The organism is Lentzea sp. NEAU-D7, from assembly GCF_026242055.1.
GTDB lineage: Bacteria > Actinomycetota > Actinomycetes > Mycobacteriales > Pseudonocardiaceae > Lentzea.
Window position 1 is genome coordinate 104,818 of the sequence record NZ_JAPJDL010000002.1, and the last position, 16,496, is coordinate 121,313.

Consider the following 16,496-nt stretch of genomic DNA (forward strand, 5'->3'; position numbering starts at 1 on the left):
CTGGGGGACGCATGATCGATCCGGAGCAACTGCTCAGCCAGTACGAGGGCAAGCTCGCCGAGGCTCAGGCCAAGAGCGACGCCATCCGCGAGAACCTCGCGACCCTGCAGGTCACCGAACGCAGTCAGGACGGGCAGATCACGGTGACCGTGAACGACTCGGGCAACCTGGTCGGCCTGCAGCTCGGGCAGGCGCTGCAGCGCAAGGACGGTGCTGCGGTGGCGCAGGACATCCTGCGCACGCTGCAGGCCGCGCAGAGCAAGATCGCGAACACGGTTCAGGAGGCCATGGCGCCGTTGATGGGCGCCGACTCCGAAGCCATGCGCATGATGATGGACAAGCTGCGCAGCGCTCAGCCGCCGCCTCCGGCCGAGCAGTACGTGCCCGGCGGCGGTGGATGGGGCCCCGCCGAGTCGCGCCTGGGCGCCATCGAGGACGACGGCGTGCCGCCGCCGCCTCAGGCTCGCCCGTGGCAACCTCCCCAGACCCGGTCGCAACAGCCTCCGCAGCCGCCCCGGCGCCGTCCGGCCGAGGACGATGACGACGACTTCGGCAACGGAGGATTCCTCCGATGAACTACCGCATCGACCTCGGCGAGATGGAAAGCCACGCAGGCCGGATCAACGAGATCGGCGGGCGCATCAACACCGCCGTCGGCGCGGGCAGCTCGGCCGAGAACTCCGAGGCGTTCGGGCTGCTCGGCATTCCGCTCGCGGCCATCTGCTTCGGCGCTCAGCACATGGCGATGAACGTGCTGAAGGAGGCCGCTCAGGCCGCCACCGACCACCACAAGCGGGTGCTCGCGTGGCGCGACGACGTGAAGAACAACGAAGAGACGCAGCGTGACCGCTTCAAGGTCGAGGACTGATGACCACTCCGAGCGTGGGGCCCGCACCAGCCCCGAACCCGTTGATCCGCAAGGGTTCCGAGACTCCGGCCACCGAGGGCGCGGGGATGTTCCACGACGCCACCGAAGCGGTCAAGGGTTTCGCCGACGGCAACTGGGCCGAGGGTCTGCTGAACCTGGCCAGCGCGGCCGGTGACTTCGCCAAGCTCGCCACCGATCCGCTCGCGTACCTGTTCAGCGCAGGCATCGGCTGGTTGTTCGAGCACGTCAGCTTCCTCAAGGAACCGCTCGACTGGCTGACCGGCGACCAGCAGACGCTGGACGGCATGGCACAGACGTGGCAGTCCGTCGGCAGCTACATGGACGAGATCTCCACCGACCTCAAGAGCGCTGTCAGCAAGGACGCCGGCCAGTGGCTGGGCGACGACTCGGTCGCCTACCGCGCGTTCGGCGAGGACCGCGCGGACACCTATGGCGCTGTCGGCACCGCGGCCAGCGGCATGGGCATCCTGGTCACGATCTGCCGGACGATCCTCAAGGTCGTCCGCGACATCGTGCGTGATCTGATCTCCGAGGCGATCGGCAAGCTGATCAGCATCTGCCTGCGCTGGGCTCCGGCGATGGCGGCGTTCGGCGCGGGTGTCGCCGGAGCCGTCGCCGAATGCGTGCCCACCGCGGTGCGGTACGCGAACAAGTGCATCGAGTGGTGCCGCAAGCTGACCAGCGCGTTCGGCAAGGCGGGCGGCCTGTTCAAGAAGCTCGACGACATCCTCGCCAACGCGCCAGCAAGAACCTCGCGAAGAGCGGCGACGACTTCGTGACGGTGCTGCGCGCGGGCCAGGCCGCGGACGTCGCCCGCCAGACGAGGGCGTTCAACTTCCGCGAGATGGCGTCGGAGGCGGGCCAGGCAGCCAAGAAGGTCGTCGTCGACGGCGTCACCGGTCTGCCGAAGGACATCGGCCCCGCCATGGGCGAGGAGTTCCGCAAGGAGGTCGCGAAGGTCTGGGACAACGGTGGCTGGCTGAACTGGCGTGAGCTGCAGCAAAAAGAGGACGAGGAGAAGAAGGCATGACAGCACTGCATCGCGTCTTCGCCTTCCTGCTCGTCCCGTTCCTCGGCTACCTGCTCGGAGCCACGATCTTCAACTTCTTCTGGGACAAGGCCGAACCCGGCGATCTGAAGAACGCCGACATGATCGCGGTGGCGCAGTCCTGCGAGCGCAAGGGCCCCGTAGCCCTGCGAGGGTTCGGCTACTACTACGACTGCAGGATCGAGCGCCGGTTCAAGAGCGGCACCGTCAACACGTCGATCGTGACCGGTTGGCTCGACCCGTCGGACATCGGCAAGCAGTACGCCGCTCACACCATGCGGCGTGCGCAGTCCGCGCCGGACGAACGGCCTCACATCTTCGTCGGCTGGTTGTGCACGTTCGTGTTCGCGGTACTGTTCTTGATCCTGTGGGCGAAGATCGCCGTTCCGGCCTTCCCGGAGAGGTTCCGGAAGATGCCGGAGGACCTCGAGCAGCCCGAGCAGTCGAAGCCGCCGAGCTAGTGGCGCGACTACACCACTAGGCGAAGAGGATCTCGCCGATCTCGCCCGCCACCTCACGACCGGCCGCCGGCCTCAAGCGGGACAACAACTTGCTGAACGCGGTCAGGTCGATGTGGACGGTCGCGGACTGCACCTGGCGGATGTCGTCGAGCAGTCCCTCGACCAGTTCGCAGGCGTGGTCGACCTCGCCCGCCGCGCCGTGGGCCAGTGCTCTGCGCAGGCCGAAGCGGGTGCGGGCGCGCAGGGCCGTGGGGGCGATCAGCGGCATCTGGTCGTCGAGGATGGCGGCGGCCTCCGCGTGGCGGCCGAGGTCGTGGAACGACCAGGCCCGCGCGATGGCCACCTGGTCGATCAGACTCGTTGTGCCGTAACGGGAATCGCTCACGGCGCGCTGGAGTTCGTCGGCGCGGTCCAGGGCGGCCTGGCAGCGGTCGGAGGCTCCGGCCAGGGCGTAGCCCTGGGCCTCGCGCTGGGCGGCCACGGCCTGCACGGCGGTCGAGCGGGACTTGCCCGCCTTGCGGGCGAAGGTGACGGTGGCGTGGGCGTCGCCGCGGTAGAGCGCGAACTCCGATGCGCGGACGTACGCGTAGGCCTCCAGGTCCGGGTCGCCGCCCTTCGCGGCGTACTGGACCGCGCGGCGGGTGAGCTCGGCCGCCGAGGCGTCGTCGCCGCGTTCCTGTTCCATCCAGCCCGCGTACTCGGCGTAGCGGGCGGCCAGCAGCCACAGGCCGCGGCCCAGGCCGGGGTCGTCGGCGGAGCGGGCCATGGAACTCAGGGCGTCGACCTGCGGACGCAGGCTCGACAGCACCACCTCCGGGCTCAGGCGGTGGCCGAGGGCGCGGTGGTGGTCGAACATCGAGTCGAAGGTGAGCAGCGTGGCGTGGTCGCTCGGGATGGGGCGCGCCGGGGCGTTCGCCAGCTCGATCAGGTGACCGTCGGCCTGCAGGACGTTGTCGAAGAGCCTGGCCATTTCGGGGTTCGGGTGAACCTGACCGTTCTCGATCTTGCTGAGGTGTCCCTTGCTGTACGGTACGAGGCCGGTCATCTGGCTGAGTGAGAGGCCGCGCTCGTTGCGCAGGCGGCGAACCTCCTGGGCGAACGTGGGCGACAACGGCTTCACCACCCCTCCCCCAGAAGTGTGTAGGTCGTCAAACACCCGAATGCGGAATGTCCATTAATTGGCCTGTGATTGACGATCAACTGGGCCTATCTGGAGCCGTCGGCGGTGGTTCCATGTGAGTCATGGTGATGACGCGGTTCGACGAGGCGGCTGGTGTGGTGATGGTCTGGCAGCGCTTGGCGACCAACGTGGTCCACCGGTCGCAGTGGTTCGAGGTGCGCGCCGACAGCGTCGTCAGACCTGATGGCGGTCATGGCACCTACACGCACGTCGTGGCACCGGCGTCGGTCACCGTCCTCGCGATCCAGGACGACGACGAGGTCGTGCTGACCCGTCAGTGGATCTACACGCACGGCGGCACCGAGTGGCGACTACCCGGCGGCGCCGTCGACGAGGCGGACCCCGATCCGCTGGCCGCGGCACGTCGTGAGCTCGCCGAGGAAACCGGGCTGCGGGCGGCGAAGTGGGAGCGGCTCGGCCAGATCCACGGCGCCGACAGCCTGAGCAACCACGTCGACCACATCTTCCTGGCCACCGAGCTCACCCAGGGCGAGCCGGCGCTCGAACCCGGTGAGGCGGACCTGCGCGTGCGGACCATGCCGTTCTGCCACGCGCTCGACCTCGTCCGGCAGGGCATGCTCCCGCACGCCGGCAGTTCGCACGCCCTGCTCGTCATGGCGTTGCGCCGCACGAACCAGAAATAATGCCCCGAGGGTTTCCTCATTCAGCGTGAAACAGGAAACCCGTTCTCATTCGACTGGCGAAAAGCCACTCTTGGTGCATCGGCGAGAACATCAGCCCGAAAGCCAGTCAGAATGAGAAGGTGAATTCTTCGATGAGAATGATCTGCTCACTCGCCACCGTTGTGAAGGTTGCCGCGATCTGCCTTTTCGTGGGATTCATGGCCGGCAGCGTCTTCATCGCGACGGTGATCTGACTCCGCTTCGGACTGCGGTTCTCCCTGGCCATCAAAGGGAGGTGTCAGCCGTGGAACCGCACTTCTGCATCGAGATGATCTGAGTGTCTCCGGCTATCCGCGTGGCGTCCACTGCACGCCGTAGCCGCGGCCCTGACGAGGGTGTGGGAACTGCACGTCTATCTCACCGATCTCGTCCAGCGGCAACGACTGCGGCCAGGGCGTCAGGTCATCGGTGTCGCGCGCCAGGGCTTCCTCGACGCGCCACACCGACTCCGGCAGGTCGTCCCGGTCGAACCGCACCCGCAACCGGAACGACTCGCACATCCGCTCCGGCCAGAACACGTAGGTCGGACGCATCGATTGTCCGCGCGGTACCCGCACCTCGAGTGCGAACTGGTGTGTTTGCCCTGCGTTGAGGGGTCGGGGCAACCGCAGCTTCATCAAGAAGCGCCGCGGGGACGGACGTTCGTGGCCGATGAGCTCGACCCCGTGCAACACCTCCACGTCCAGGTCGCCCGGAGCGCCGTCGGGCGTGGGGGAGGGGATCGTGATCGACCACGCGATCTCGTTGACACCGTCGGTGTCGGCCACCACGGTCCGGCGTTCCGTGCACGCGGGCGTCGGACCGTCCAGCTTCAGCAGCGCGTCGAACTCCTTGACGTGCCACAGTTCCGACGGCGCCACGTGCGTCGTCGAAGGAGCCGGCTGCAGCGCCACCTCCACCAGGCGCTGCAGTCCGGCGTCCATCCTCCTGCGCACCGTTCGCGCACCGCGGTCCTGTTGTCTCGCGAGCCACTCGATGCGTTCGTTGAGGAACCGGAACTGCGCCTCGTCGTGCAGTCCGAGCGGCGCCAGAACGGCGTTGCGAACCTCCACCGGGAAAGCGCGCGCGGCGTTCGCGACCCAGTCGCGCAGTTTCGTCCGCACCGCTTCCGCGCCATCCGTCTCGACGACGCCGCAGACCTGGCGCAGCGCCGGACCGACGTGCAAGTCGATACCGGGAGTCTGCACACCGCGCCCTCGGCACAGGGTGCGCAGTTCTTCCATCAGCTGCTCAGGTGAGACAGGCATCCGTCCTCCGCGCGGAAATGCTTTGCCGGGCATGTCGGGCTTACCTGATCGGACGTTACTCCGGATGCACCATCCGGGTGAACGTGAATGTCGGCAGAGGAAGGGATTGTTCTACACCGTCTCACGAGATGATCACCGCCGAACGACTGATGTCCCGACCCGCTCCGCACCGGTAACGTGCTGGTCACGGGCGGTTACTTCCTCCGGTGGCCGCCGACCCTGCCGATGGAGGTTGTATTCGTGCTGCGCACATTGTTGAGCTTCGCCACGGTGTTCTCGCTGATCAGCGGCGTTCCTGCCGTCGCTGCCCCGGCCGAGGGCGCCTACCTGCTGCAGTTCCGCACCACCCTGTCCGACGGCCAGCGCCACCAGCTCGAGGGCCTCGGCGTGCGGCTCGGCGCGTTCGTCCAGGACGGCACCTACCTCGCCCGCATGACGAACACCGCGCGCGTCGCGCGGCTGAGCTACGTGCGGGAGGTGAAGCCGTTCCAGGCCCAGCCGCGGATCATGGCGCTGGGCGGCTCGTCCGACTACCTGATCACGCTGGTCGAGCAGGACGAGGCCGACCAGAAGGCCGTCGCCGCCAAGGTGAAGTCCTTGGGCGGCAGGGTGAACGTCATCTCCGAGAGCCGTGAGCACATCATGGCCACCTTGGACGCCGGGCAAGCCGCACAGCTCGCGAAGCTGCCCGCCGTGATCGCGATCGACCCGGTGTCCTCGCCGGAGGCCGACATGGCGATCTCGCGCGAGTCGTCCGGGGCCAACCACGTCGAGAGCGCCGGCGGCTACAAGGGCCAGGGCGTGCGGGGCGAGGTGATGGACGGCGGGCTGCGCACCACGCACCAGGAGTTCCGCGCCCGTCCGCCGCTGATGCACACCGGGAACTCGACGAGCACCTCGCACGGCACGTCGACGTACGGGCAGATCTTCGCGTCCGGCGTCTCGTCCGCGCACCGCGGCCTGCTGCCCGAGGGGCAGGGCATCTTCGCGATCTACGGCTCCGGCGACCGCTACGCCCACACCAAGCAGCTCGTGGACCCGGCCGGGCAGTACCGGGCGGTGTTCCAGTCCAACAGCTGGGGTGACGCGCTCACCACGTCCTACAACTCGATCTCGCAGCAGATGGACCGGATCGTGTTCGACCACGACCTGCTGATCTGCCAGTCGCAGAGCAACGCGGGCACCAGGAGCTCGCGCCCGCAGGCATGGGCGAAGAACGTGCTGTCGGTCGGCGGGCACTACCACTACAACACCGCCTCGCGCACCGACGACAAGTGGAACGGCGGAGCGTCCATCGGCCCCGCCGCCGACGGCCGCATCAAGCCGGAGCTCTCGAACTTCTACGACCGCATCGACACCACGACGTCCACCAGCGACACCGCCTACACGACGTCGTTCGGCGGCACGTCCGGCGCCACGCCGATCACCTGCGGCAACGCCGGTCTGCTGTTCCAGATGTGGTCCGACGGCGTGTTCGACGGCGCCCCCGGCAAGAAGCGCGACGTGTTCGCGTCCCGCCCCCACGCCGCGACCGCCAAGGCGCTGCTGATCAACACCGCGGACCAGCACGCGTTCTCCGGCACCACGCACGACCAGACCCGCACGCACCAGGGCTGGGGCACGGCGTCGGTCCGCAACCTCTACGACCGCGCGAAGGCGGGCGGCTGGAAGCTGCCGGTCCTGGTGAACGAGACCGACCTGCTGACCACCGGTCAGTCGCGCAAGTACACCGTGGCGTCCAACGGCCAGACGCCGCTGCGCGCGACGCTGGCCTACACCGACCCGGCCGGTTCGCCGACCGCGGCCAAGGCGACCGTCAACGACCTGACGCTGAAGGTCACCGCCCCCAACGGCACCGTCTACTGGGGCAACAACGGCCTGCTGGCCGGCAACTGGTCCACGTCCGGCGGTGTCGCGAACACCGTCGACACCGTGGAGAACGTCCTCGTCCAGACGCCCGCCGCGGGCAACTGGACGGTCGAGGTGATCGCGACCTCGGTCAACGTGGACGGTCACGTCGAGACCACCGCGACCGACGCCGACTACGCGCTGGTCGTGTCCTAGAGATCATTCGAACCGGGCCGGGTCACCCGCGCCGTAGCGGATGATCTCGGCCTCGCCGCTCGAGAAGTCCACCACCGTGGTGGGCGTGGTGCCGCACTCCCCGGAGTCGATCACCGCGTCCACCACGTGGTCGAGGCGTTCCTTGATCTCCCAGCCCTGCACGAGCGGCTCGGCCTCGTCGGGCAGCAGCAGCGTGCTGGTGAGCAGCGGCTCACCCATCGCGTCGAGCAGCGCCTGCGTGACGACGTGGTCGGGGATGCGCGCGCCCACCGTCTTCTTCTTCGGGTGCATCATGCGGCGCGGCACCTCCTTCGTCGCGGGCAGGATGAACGTGTAGCCGCCCGGCGTCGAGGCCTTGACCGCGCGGAACACGGCGTTGTCGACGACCACGAACTGGCCGAGCTGGGCGAAGTTCTCGCACATCAGCGTGAAGTGGTGCTTGTCGTCGAGCTTGCGGATCTCCCGGATGCGGTCGATGCCGTCCTTGTTGCCGAGGCGGCAGCCGAGCGCGTAGCAGGAGTCGGTCGGGTACGCGATCAGGCCGTCCTCCTGCAGGATCCGCACAGCCTGGTCGATGGCGCGCTTCTGCGGGTTGACCGGGTGGACGTCGAGGTACTTGGCCATGGCCGGTGAGCTTAGGCGGATGATCCGGGGGGCGGCATTTCGGCTCGCGCACGTTGATAACCTGGGCGTACTTCTTTCCCTGGTTTGGAGACCCCTAGCGATGCTCGACCGTGCCGTCGTCGACGCCCTGTTCCCCTCGGACCTGCCCGAGCCGTCCCACTGGGAGGAGCAGTACCCGCCCCGCGGGCTGGGCGAAGGCGCGAAGGTCACCCGCCTGGGGCCGTCGCCGACCGGGTTCCTGCACATCGGCGGCCTGTACGTCGGCATGATCGACCGCGACCTGGCGTCCCACTCCGGTGGCTCGTACATCGTGCGCGTCGAGGACACCGACCAGGCGCGTGAGGTGCCCGGTGCCGTCGAGCAGTTCACCAAGGCGTTCAAGTACTTCGGCATCGAGCCCGACGAGGCCGACGAGGTGGGCTCCTACGGGCCGTACCACCAGTCGCAGCGCGAGCAGATCTACCTGACGTACGTGCGCGAGCTGCTGCGCTCCGGCCACGCGTACCTGTGCTTCGCGACGAAGGAAGAGCTCGCGGACATCACCGCGCGCCAGCAGGCCACGAAGCTGCCGACCGGCTACTACGGCCGCTGGGCGATCTGGCGCGACAAGACCGCCGAGGACGTCCAGGCCGCTCTGGACGAGGGCCGTCCGTACGTCGTGCGCTTCCGCTCGCCGGGCAAGGCGGGGGAGCGGACGAAGTTCGTGGACGCCATCCGCGGCGAGCTCGAGCACGACGCCAACCGCAACGACGTGGTGATCCTCAAGGCGTCCGACCAGTCGCCGCGCCTGCCCACCTACCACTTCGCGCACGCCGTCGACGACCACCTGATGCGCGTGAACCTGGTGATCCGCGGCGAGGAGTGGATCTCGTCCGTCCCGACGCACCTGCAGCTGTTCGACGCCCTGGGCTTCGAGCGCGTCGAGTACGCCCACATCGCGCCGCTGATGAAGCAGCAGGGCGGCTCCCGGCGCAAGCTCTCGAAGCGCAAGGACCCCGAGGCGTCCGTCGAGTTCTTCATCGAGGCGGGCTTCCCCGCGCCGGCCGTCCAGTACTACATGCGCGGCCTGGTCAACGCCCGCCTGGCGGAGCTGCCGCTGGCCGAGGCCCTGGAGGCGCCGATCTCGCTCGCCGAGTGCGGTGTCGCCGGCCCGCTGGTCGACCTCGTGAAGCTCGACGACATCTGCGCCGACCACGTCGCCACCCTGTCCGGCGAGGAGATCATCTCGCTGGTGTCGGAGTGGGCGGAGACCTACGACCCCGAGCTGGTCACCGTGCTGGCCACGGAGCGCGACGCGGCACTGGCGGCGCTGCGCGTCGAGCGCGGCCCGGAGGTCGCGAACCCGCGCAAGGACCTCCGCAAGTGGGCGGACTTCCGCACCGCCTACGGCTTCTTCTTCCCGTCGCTGTTCCCGCTCGTCTCCGACCGCACCGACGAGCGCCTCGGCGGACTTCCGCCGGAGCTGATCGCCGCGTTCGCCGCGGACTTCGCCGACGGTTACGCGGACCTCGAGGACGGCCAGGAGTGGTTCGGCCAGATCCGCGAGCTCGCCGCGAAGCACGGCTTCGCGCCGAACCCCAAGGAGCTCAAGAAGAACCCGGACGCGTACCCCGGCTCGATCCGTGAGGCCGCGCAGCTGATCCGCGTGGCGCTGACGGGGTCGAAGGCGAGCCCGGACCTGCACGCCGTCGCCCGGACGCTGGGCACCGACGAGGTGCTGCGCCGGGTGCGCGCGCTCGCCGGCTGACGCACGTGCTCGAACGGCCCTCGGTTCCTGCGGGAATCGGGGGCCGTTCGCTGTCCGGTGAGAATTCGGGCGAGATCCGCCGGGGCCGCCGCACATACTGCTGAAGTGACGGGGGAGAGCCGGCTGGCCGACTGGGCGCGGGAGTTCGCGGACCTGCGCGGCCGGCACGTGACGTCGTGGGTCGGCGTGGAATGGGCGCTGCGCGAGGACGTGCCCGAGAGCGGCCCGCACGTGTTCCACGACCCGGAGGTGCCCTGCCTGCAGCTGTGGGGGTTGCAGGCGGTGTTCGACGACGGCGGAGTGTTCAGCGTGTGCACCTTCGACCACGACACCCTCAGCGGGCTGTGGCGGAACCGGGACCCCGAGTTCGAGGCGAAGCTGCGGAACGCGCGGATGTGGGGCGAGCCCGGCCACGGCACCCGCTGGAGGACGCTGAGCGAGCTTCCGGCCGGTGAGGTCGAGCAGGTGACCTGTTACGCCGACGAGGATGTGCTGGCCGAGGTGCTCCTGGAGATCGGCGGACGCCCGCTGTTGCTCATGGCGGGCGAGCTGTACGAGACGTGGACGGACGAGCTGGACTTCCATCGGCTTGACGAATCGGTGCTGGCCTTCACCGACCCGGAGGCCGCCGGACGGATCTCCTGGAACCCGGCCAGACGGGCCCTCCGGGAGGTCTGACGGACGCATCCGCCCGGTATGGGGAATTCGTCCTGGAAGTTTCCGGAACAAAGTCGTGAGAGCGTTCCCATTGACGTGGACGTAACACGCCGTTGAGGATCGGCGGCATGCATTGGAGAAGCACTCTCGCCGCAGTGCTGGGGCTGACGCTCGCCGCCGGCACGACATCGGCGGCGGTCGCGCAGGACGCGCAGCACTGGCCGCCGAAGCAGCCGGTCATCGGCCAGCCCCGGACTGAGCACGGCTGTGCCCGCATCGAGAGGTCCCTGCCCACGCTCAAGGACTGGCCGAAGGTCGAGAGCCAGTTCAAGGGCGACCGCAAGGACGAGGCGCGCATCAAGGCGATCCTCAAGGACATGACGCTGGCCGAGAAGGTCGGCCAGATGACGCAGCCCGAGATCGCCGCGATCACGGCCGCGGACGTCACGAACTACGGGTTCGGCTCGGTCCTCAACGGTGGCGGTAGCTGGCCCGGCGCCAAGAAGAACGCGACGCCGCAGGAGTGGCTCGCGCTCGCCGACGCCTACTTCGACGCCTCGAAGCAGTCGCGCACCAAGATCCCCCTCATCTGGGGCATCGACGCGGTGCACGGCAACAACAACGTCTACGGCGCGACCGTCTTCCCGCACAACATCGGTCTCGGCGCGGCGCAGGACCCGTGCCTCGTCCGCGACATCAGCGCGGCCACGGCCGAGCAGATCCGCGCGACCGGCCAGGACTGGGCGTTCGCGCCCACGCTCGCGGTCGTCGAGGACGACCGGTGGGGCCGCACCTACGAGGGCTTCTCGGAGGACCCGCGCATCACGCGCGCCTACGGGTACGAGGCCGTCAAGGGCTTGCAGGACAACGCGAAGAAGCGCATCAGCGAGGACGGCGTGATCGCCACCGCGAAGCACTTCATCGGTGACGGCGGCACGACCGGTGGCAAGGACCAGGGCATCAACCCCTCCACCGAGCAGAAGATGATCAACGTGCACGGCCAGGGCTACTACGGCGCGCTCGCCGCGGGTGCCCAGACGGTGATGATCTCGTTCAACAGCTGGACGAACGACGTCATCAACGAGGGCAAGGTGCACGGCAGCAAGTACGTGCAGACCGGCATCCTCAAGGAGAAGATGGGCTTCGACGGCCTGCTCGTCTCCGACTGGAACGGCATCGGCCAGGTCACCGGCTGCACCAACGCCAGCTGCCCGCAGGCGATCAACGCCGGCATGGACATCATCATGGTGCCGAACGACTGGAAGGCGTTCATCACCAACACGATCGCCCAGGTCGAGTCCGGTGAGATCCCGATGGCGCGCATCGACGACGCCGTCACCCGCATCCTGCGCGTCAAGCTGCGCGCCGGCACGTTCGACGCCCCCAAGCCCTCGCAGCGCGAGCACGCGGGTGAGCAGAAGGCGCTGCAGCACAAGGAACTCGCCCGCGAGGCCGTGCGCGAGTCCGCCGTGCTGCTGAAGAACGAGAAGCGCGTGCTGCCGTTGTCCAAGCGCAGCAAGGTCCTCGTGGTCGGCAAGAGCGCCGACAACATCGGCAACCAGACCGGTGGCTGGACGCTGTCCTGGCAGGGCACCGGCAACACCAACGCCGACTTCCCGAACGCCACCAGCATCCTCAAGGGCATCCAGGACACGCTGGGTGCCGCGAACGTCACGTTCGCCGAGACCGCGGACGGCGTGGACCCGGCGCAGTTCGACGCCGTCATCGCCGTCATCGGTGAGACCCCGTACGCGGAGGGCGTCGGCGACCTCGGCAAGCGGTCGTTCGAGGCCGCGCGACTGCACCCGCAGGACATCGCCGTGCTGGACAAGGTCTCCGGCAAGGGCAAGCCGGTCGTCACCGTCTACGTCGGTGGCCGCGCGCTGTACATGAACAAGGAGATCAACCGCTCCGACGCGTTCGTGGCCGCCTGGCTGCCGGGCACCGAGGGCGGCGGCATCGCCGACCTGCTGATCAGGGGCCGTCACAACGGGTTCAGCGGCAAGCTGTCCTACTCGTGGCCGGCCGAGGCCTGCCCGGCGCTGCCCGGTGAGCCCGCCAAGAAGCCGCTGTTCAACCTCGGCTACGGCCTGCGCGACTGGGAGACCGGCCGCGTCGGCAAGCTCGACGAGACCAGCCCCGGCGCCCTGTGCTCCGGTGGTGGCGGCGGCACCGCGACCGAGGACCTGGAGATCTTCAACCGCACCGACATCGCGCCGTACCAGTCGATGATCGGTTCGGCGGAGAACTGGGGCGGCACCGTGGTCGGGCCCGACGGCCAGGCCTCGCACGCCGAGATCAACGTCGTGCAGTCCGACGTCAACGTCCAGCAGGACGCGCTCAAGACGACGTGGACCGGCACCGGCCCCGGCCAGGTGTACCTGCAGAGTCCCGCGGGCAGCGACCTGCGCGGCTACGGCAACGCCAACGCGGCACTGCAGTTCGACGTGATCGTGCACCAGGCCCCGGCCAACCGCACGGTCATCAGCTCGCACTGCGTGTACCCGTGCCTGGCCGAGATCGACGCCACGCAGGCGTTCCGCAACCTCCCCGTCGGGCAGAAGTCGACCGTCAAGATCCCGGTCTCCTGCTTCTCCGACAAGGGACTGGACCTGGAGAACATCAACACGCCGTTCCTCGTCTACACCGACGGCGCGTTCCAGGCCTCGTTCGCGAACATCAGGTGGGTGCCCAAGGCGGGCGCCGATCCGGACGCCCTGCCCTGCACGTAACCACCCGCACGTGAAGAGGTAGACCCGCGCGCCCCCGCCGACACCCCAGGCGGGGGCGCGTTCCTATGTGGACTCCAGCAGGAAACGCGCCGCCTTCTGGGCCTGCCGTGCCGGTTCGGACGACACGGTGATCGCCGTGTTCGTCATCGCCCCCTCGAACAGCAGGAAGATCGAGTCCGCCACCCACTCCGGCCGGCCCGTCGCCGCGACCATCGCCGCGATCGCCCCGCGCACGCCGGACTTCTGGTGGCGCACCACCGCCGTGACGCGGTCGGAGGACGGCCCCAGCTCCGCGTACGAGTTGATGAACGCGCAGCCGCGGAAGTCGGTCGTGCCCGACGAGTCCGCCATCCAGTCGAAGACCGCGAGGACCTGCTCCTCCGGCGTCGACGCGCGCAGCACGTACTTCATGGTCTCGGCGGTGATGGCCTCCTCCCGCCGGCGCAGCACCTCCTCGACGAGCGCTTCCTTGCCGTCGAAGAGCTGGTAGAGCTTCTTCAGCGAGACGCCCGCCTCCGCGCGCAGCTCGTCCATGCCGACCGCGTGCGCGCTCTTCGCGTAGAACAGCCGGTCAGCGGCCTCCAGGACCCGCTCCCGAGCCTCTGTGTCCGTCGTCACCACCATCACCCCTTGCCGTGGAGAACGCTCGTTCTCTACCTTAGCACCCATGCTGGAGAACGAGCGTTCTCCAGAGCTGAGGGAGACGGACATGTCGAAGATCGTGCTGATCCACGGGCTGTGGCTCACCGCCGCCAGCTGGAAGAACGTCGCCGAGCGGTTCGAGGAGGCCGGCCACGAGGTCCTCACCCCGACCTGGCCCGGCTACGGCGAGGTCGCGCAGATGCGGGCGCACCCCGAGATCGCGAACGGCCTGGGCGTCGTCGAGATCACCGACCACGTCGAGAAGTTCATCCGCGACCACCACGCGGAGGACGCGATCATCATGGGTCACTCGTTCGGCGGCCTGATCACGCAGAAGCTCCTCGACAGGGGCCTGGGCAAGGCCGGCGTCGCGATCCACTCCGCGCCCGTCAAGGGCACGCTCGGCCTGCCGTTCTCGTCCATCAAGGCGGCGTTCCCGGTGCTGAAGAACCCGGCGAACGTGAAGCGCAACGTCGAGCTGTCGCCCGAGCAGTGGCACTACGCCTTCACGAACACCCTGCCCGCCGGCGAAGCCGAGGCCCTGCGGCAGCGGTTCGCGATCACCGCGCCCGGACGGCCGCTCTGGCAGGCCGCGACCGCGAACTTCACCACGCACAACGCGACGAAGGTCGACTTCCGGAACCCGGACCGCGCGCCGCTGCTGTTCATCGCGAGCGAGGGCGACAACGTGGTGCCGGCGTCGATGAACCGCGAGAACGCCCGCCGCTACAAGGGCCCCGCGATCACCGAGATCAAGGAGTTCCCGAACCGGCCGCACTTCGTCATGGGCACGGCGGGCTGGGAAGAGGTCGCCGACCACGCCCTGAACTGGGCTGACAAGTTCTAGGTGTCGAGGTCCACCGGCTCGCCCCTGATCGCGGTGACCGCGCCGCCGGTCTGAGCGGCGAGCCAGACCTCGAAGTCGTCCGGGTCCTTCGTCAGAACGGTGAAGGTGACGTCATGACCGTATTCGGTGTCCGCGACGTGGTACCCGGCCGCGCGCAACGCGTTCTCCAGCTTCCCCGCCTGATCGTGGTCCACGGCCAGAAGCACGCTCTCGTGCCGTTCGCGGGTGAGCGTGCCCAACGCGTCGATGGCCTCGGAGACGGCGCGTCCGTACGCACGGACCAGGCCACCGGCGCCGAGCTTGATGCCGCCGTAGTAGCGGGTGACGACGACGGCGGTGTCCACGAGGTCCCGGCGCGTCAGCACCTCCAGCATCGGCACACCCGCGGTACCGGCGGGCTCACCGTCGTCGGACGAGCGTTGCGTGTCCGCGGTGCGGAAGGCCGTGCAGTTGTGCGTGGCCTGCCAGTGCTCCTTGCGGACTCGCGCGAAGAACTCGGCAGCCTCCTGGTCGGAGCTGACGCGGGCGACGTGGCACAGGAACCGCGACCGCTGGATCTCGATCTCGTGCGTGCCGTCCCGCTTGATCACCCTCACTGCTCGATTGTGCGCCTGCGCTGCTCGGCTTCCCCGAACAGGGCGTCCAGCTCGGCGGGCGGCACCTCTTCCAGCTGCTCGTACGTGCACTCCGCGGGCGTCTTGTCCTCGCGGAACCGCACCAGCCGGGCTGTGTGCCGGAACCGTCCGCCCTGCACGTGCTCGTACCGCACCTCGGCCACGCGCGTCGGTTCGAGCAGCACGACCTGAAGCTGCTTCTCGGGGTTCCACCTGCTGTTCATGCCAGGACCCTGGTACGTCGCCCACGCGCTCCACGGGTGCTCGGCGGGGTTCAGCAACGGCTTCAGCTCCTCGACCAGCTCCCGCCGCCGCGCCGCGGTGAAGCTGCTGGCCACGCCGACGTTGTGCAGCTCGCCGTCCTGGTAGAGCCCCAGCACCAGCGACCCGACCGTCTCGCCGTCCTTGTGCCACCGGTAGCCCGCGACCACGCAGTCGGCCGTGCGCTCGTGCTTGACCTTGAACATCACGCGCTTGTCCGGCTCGTAGACGCCGTCCAGGGCCTTCACGACGACGCCGTCGAAGCCCGCGCCCTCGAACCGGGTGAACCAGTCCTGCGCGACCTCGGGGTCCGCTGTGGACGGTGTCAGGTAGACACCGGGGACCTCGGTGACGACCTCCTCCAGCACCCTGCGCCGCTCTGCCAGCGAGAGCCCGGTGACGTCGTCGTCGCCGCAGGCCAGCAGGTCGAACGCGACGAAGCTCGCCGGCGTCTCGACCGAGAGCTTGCGCACCCGCGAGGCCGCCGGGTGCAGTCGCAACTGGAGGGTGTCGAAGCTCAGCCCGTCGGGCGTGACCAGCACGATCTCGCCGTCCACCACGCACCGCGGCGGCAGCGCCTCCTTCAGCAGCTCGACGACCTCGGGGAAGTACCTGGTCAGCGGCTTGTCGTTGCGCGAACCCAGCTCGACCTCGTCGCCGTCGCGGAACACGATGCAGCGGAAGCCGTCCCACTTGGGCTCGTACGCGAGTCCGTCCCCCCGCGGCAGCTCGGGCACGGACTTCGCGAGCATCGGCTTCACCGGCGGCATCACGGGCAGGTCCACACCGGGACCATAAGG

At 68.7% G+C, this 16,496-nt stretch carries 18 protein-coding genes; 11 read left to right on the forward strand and 7 right to left on the reverse strand.

Translation table 11 applies throughout. The annotated features are described in order from the left end of the window. Positions 1-11: 11 nt before the first annotated feature. From ORI60_RS03850 to ORI60_RS03870, 5 genes are read left to right on the forward strand one after another with little or no spacing between them, the layout of a single operon-like run. The gene (locus ORI60_RS03850) at positions 12-575 is read left to right on the forward strand and encodes a YbaB/EbfC family nucleoid-associated protein (protein WP_266034240.1); all 564 of its coding nucleotides are present in this window, start codon (positions 12-14) and stop codon (positions 573-575) included. After that, the gene (locus ORI60_RS03855; protein WP_266034244.1) at positions 572-868 is read left to right on the forward strand and encodes a hypothetical protein; all 297 of its coding nucleotides are present in this window, start codon (positions 572-574) and stop codon (positions 866-868) included. Before ORI60_RS03850 ends, ORI60_RS03855 begins: the two co-directional genes overlap by 4 nt. Continuing rightward, positions 868-1,668: a hypothetical protein gene (locus ORI60_RS03860; protein WP_266034247.1), complete on the forward strand. Its 801-nt coding sequence runs from the start codon at positions 868-870 to the stop codon at positions 1,666-1,668. The genes ORI60_RS03855 and ORI60_RS03860 overlap by 1 nt, the downstream gene beginning before the upstream one ends. Then, positions 1,665-1,919, forward strand: coding sequence for a hypothetical protein (locus ORI60_RS03865; RefSeq protein ID WP_266034249.1), 255 nt, complete (start codon positions 1,665-1,667; stop codon positions 1,917-1,919). The genes ORI60_RS03860 and ORI60_RS03865 overlap by 4 nt, the downstream gene beginning before the upstream one ends. Continuing rightward, positions 1,916-2,398 carry a DUF6346 domain-containing protein gene (locus ORI60_RS03870; RefSeq protein WP_266034252.1) on the forward strand — a complete coding sequence of 161 codons (483 nt, stop codon included), beginning with the start codon at positions 1,916-1,918 and terminating at the stop codon, positions 2,396-2,398. Before ORI60_RS03865 ends, ORI60_RS03870 begins: the two co-directional genes overlap by 4 nt. Before the next feature lie 16 nt (positions 2,399-2,414). Here the strand turns inward: ORI60_RS03870 and ORI60_RS03875 are convergent, their stop codons facing one another. Continuing rightward, positions 2,415-3,518 carry a helix-turn-helix domain-containing protein gene (locus tag ORI60_RS03875; protein WP_266034255.1) on the reverse strand — a complete coding sequence of 368 codons (1,104 nt, stop codon included), beginning with the start codon at positions 3,516-3,518 and terminating at the stop codon, positions 2,415-2,417. 122 nt (positions 3,519-3,640) lie between these two features. Between ORI60_RS03875 and ORI60_RS03880 the strand changes: the two genes are divergently transcribed. Beyond that, positions 3,641-4,222: an NUDIX domain-containing protein gene (locus ORI60_RS03880; RefSeq protein WP_266034258.1), complete on the forward strand. Its 582-nt coding sequence runs from the start codon at positions 3,641-3,643 to the stop codon at positions 4,220-4,222. A 106-nt stretch (positions 4,223-4,328) separates the two neighbouring features. On the opposite strand, the gene ORI60_RS03885 is transcribed toward ORI60_RS03880, so the two are convergent. Together ORI60_RS03885 and ORI60_RS03890 are read right to left on the reverse strand one after the other, a co-directional pair. Continuing rightward, a complete protein-coding gene (locus ORI60_RS03885) occupies positions 4,329-4,487 on the reverse strand; it encodes a hypothetical protein (RefSeq protein WP_266034261.1) in 159 nt (52 codons plus the stop codon). Positions 4,488-4,548: 61 nt separating this feature from the next. Then, positions 4,549-5,508, reverse strand: coding sequence for a hypothetical protein (locus ORI60_RS03890; protein WP_266034264.1), 960 nt, complete (start codon positions 5,506-5,508; stop codon positions 4,549-4,551). A gap of 240 nt (positions 5,509-5,748) precedes the next feature. Between ORI60_RS03890 and ORI60_RS03895 the strand changes: the two genes are divergently transcribed. Then, positions 5,749-7,572 (forward strand): S8 family serine peptidase, encoded by a 1,824-nt coding sequence (locus ORI60_RS03895; protein ID WP_266034265.1) that lies wholly within the window; start codon positions 5,749-5,751, stop codon positions 7,570-7,572. Between the two features lie 3 nt (positions 7,573-7,575). On the opposite strand, the gene ORI60_RS03900 is transcribed toward ORI60_RS03895, so the two are convergent. Beyond that, a complete protein-coding gene (locus tag ORI60_RS03900; protein ID WP_266034267.1) occupies positions 7,576-8,196 on the reverse strand; it encodes an L-threonylcarbamoyladenylate synthase in 621 nt (206 codons plus the stop codon). Between the two features lie 100 nt (positions 8,197-8,296). Between ORI60_RS03900 and ORI60_RS03905 the strand changes: the two genes are divergently transcribed. The 3 genes from ORI60_RS03905 to ORI60_RS03915 all read left to right on the forward strand — a co-directional run bounded on the left by ORI60_RS03905 (position 8,297) and on the right by ORI60_RS03915 (position 13,332). Beyond that, positions 8,297-9,943, forward strand: coding sequence for a glutamate--tRNA ligase (locus ORI60_RS03905; protein WP_266034270.1), 1,647 nt, complete (start codon positions 8,297-8,299; stop codon positions 9,941-9,943). A gap of 105 nt (positions 9,944-10,048) precedes the next feature. Next, positions 10,049-10,621, forward strand: a complete 573-nt coding sequence (locus ORI60_RS03910; protein ID WP_266034272.1) for a hypothetical protein — start codon at positions 10,049-10,051, stop codon at positions 10,619-10,621. A 107-nt stretch (positions 10,622-10,728) separates the two neighbouring features. Continuing rightward, the gene (locus ORI60_RS03915) at positions 10,729-13,332 is read left to right on the forward strand and encodes a glycoside hydrolase family 3 protein (protein ID WP_266034274.1); all 2,604 of its coding nucleotides are present in this window, start codon (positions 10,729-10,731) and stop codon (positions 13,330-13,332) included. A 63-nt stretch (positions 13,333-13,395) separates the two neighbouring features. Here ORI60_RS03915 and ORI60_RS03920 read toward each other — a convergent pair whose 3' ends face one another. Next, positions 13,396-13,950, reverse strand: coding sequence for a TetR/AcrR family transcriptional regulator (locus tag ORI60_RS03920; RefSeq protein WP_266034277.1), 555 nt, complete (start codon positions 13,948-13,950; stop codon positions 13,396-13,398). A gap of 49 nt (positions 13,951-13,999) precedes the next feature. On the opposite strand from ORI60_RS03920, the gene ORI60_RS03925 reads away from it, so the two are divergent. Next, complete coding sequence (locus ORI60_RS03925) at positions 14,000-14,821, forward strand: alpha/beta hydrolase (protein ID WP_266034280.1); 822 nt, start codon at positions 14,000-14,002, stop codon at positions 14,819-14,821. Here the strand turns inward: ORI60_RS03925 and ORI60_RS03930 are convergent. Both ORI60_RS03930 and ORI60_RS03935 read right to left on the reverse strand, forming a co-directional pair. Next, positions 14,818-15,417 carry a YigZ family protein gene (locus ORI60_RS03930; RefSeq protein WP_266034281.1) on the reverse strand — a complete coding sequence of 200 codons (600 nt, stop codon included), beginning with the start codon at positions 15,415-15,417 and terminating at the stop codon, positions 14,818-14,820. The two genes, ORI60_RS03925 and ORI60_RS03930, sit on opposite strands and share 4 nt — an antisense overlap. Continuing rightward, on the reverse strand, positions 15,414-16,481 hold the full coding sequence (locus ORI60_RS03935; RefSeq protein WP_266034283.1) for an ATP-dependent DNA ligase: 1,068 nt from the start codon (positions 16,479-16,481) through the stop codon (positions 15,414-15,416). Before ORI60_RS03935 ends, ORI60_RS03930 begins: the two co-directional genes overlap by 4 nt. Between the last annotated feature and the right edge of the window lie 15 nt (positions 16,482-16,496).

Excerpts from the sequence above, each read along its gene's own strand:
- ORI60_RS03860 (WP_266034247.1), top strand. The coding sequence starts at position 868 with ATGACCACTCCGAGCGTGGGGCCCGCACCAGCCCCGAACCCGTTGATC.
- ORI60_RS03905 (WP_266034270.1), top strand. The coding sequence starts at position 8,297 with ATGCTCGACCGTGCCGTCGTCGACGCCCTGTTCCCCTCGGACCTGCCC.
- ORI60_RS03885 (WP_266034261.1), bottom strand. The coding sequence starts at position 4,487 with ATGGCCAGGGAGAACCGCAGTCCGAAGCGGAGTCAGATCACCGTCGCG.
- ORI60_RS03880 (WP_266034258.1), top strand. The coding sequence starts at position 3,641 with ATGGTGATGACGCGGTTCGACGAGGCGGCTGGTGTGGTGATGGTCTGG.
- ORI60_RS03855 (WP_266034244.1), top strand. The coding sequence starts at position 572 with ATGAACTACCGCATCGACCTCGGCGAGATGGAAAGCCACGCAGGCCGG.
- ORI60_RS03870 (WP_266034252.1), top strand. The coding sequence starts at position 1,916 with ATGACAGCACTGCATCGCGTCTTCGCCTTCCTGCTCGTCCCGTTCCTC.
- ORI60_RS03850 (WP_266034240.1), top strand. The coding sequence starts at position 12 with ATGATCGATCCGGAGCAACTGCTCAGCCAGTACGAGGGCAAGCTCGCC.
- ORI60_RS03925 (WP_266034280.1), top strand. The coding sequence starts at position 14,000 with ATGCTGGAGAACGAGCGTTCTCCAGAGCTGAGGGAGACGGACATGTCG.
- ORI60_RS03890 (WP_266034264.1), bottom strand. The coding sequence starts at position 5,508 with ATGCCTGTCTCACCTGAGCAGCTGATGGAAGAACTGCGCACCCTGTGC.
- ORI60_RS03915 (WP_266034274.1), top strand. The coding sequence starts at position 10,729 with ATGCATTGGAGAAGCACTCTCGCCGCAGTGCTGGGGCTGACGCTCGCC.
- ORI60_RS03900 (WP_266034267.1), bottom strand. The coding sequence starts at position 8,196 with ATGGCCAAGTACCTCGACGTCCACCCGGTCAACCCGCAGAAGCGCGCC.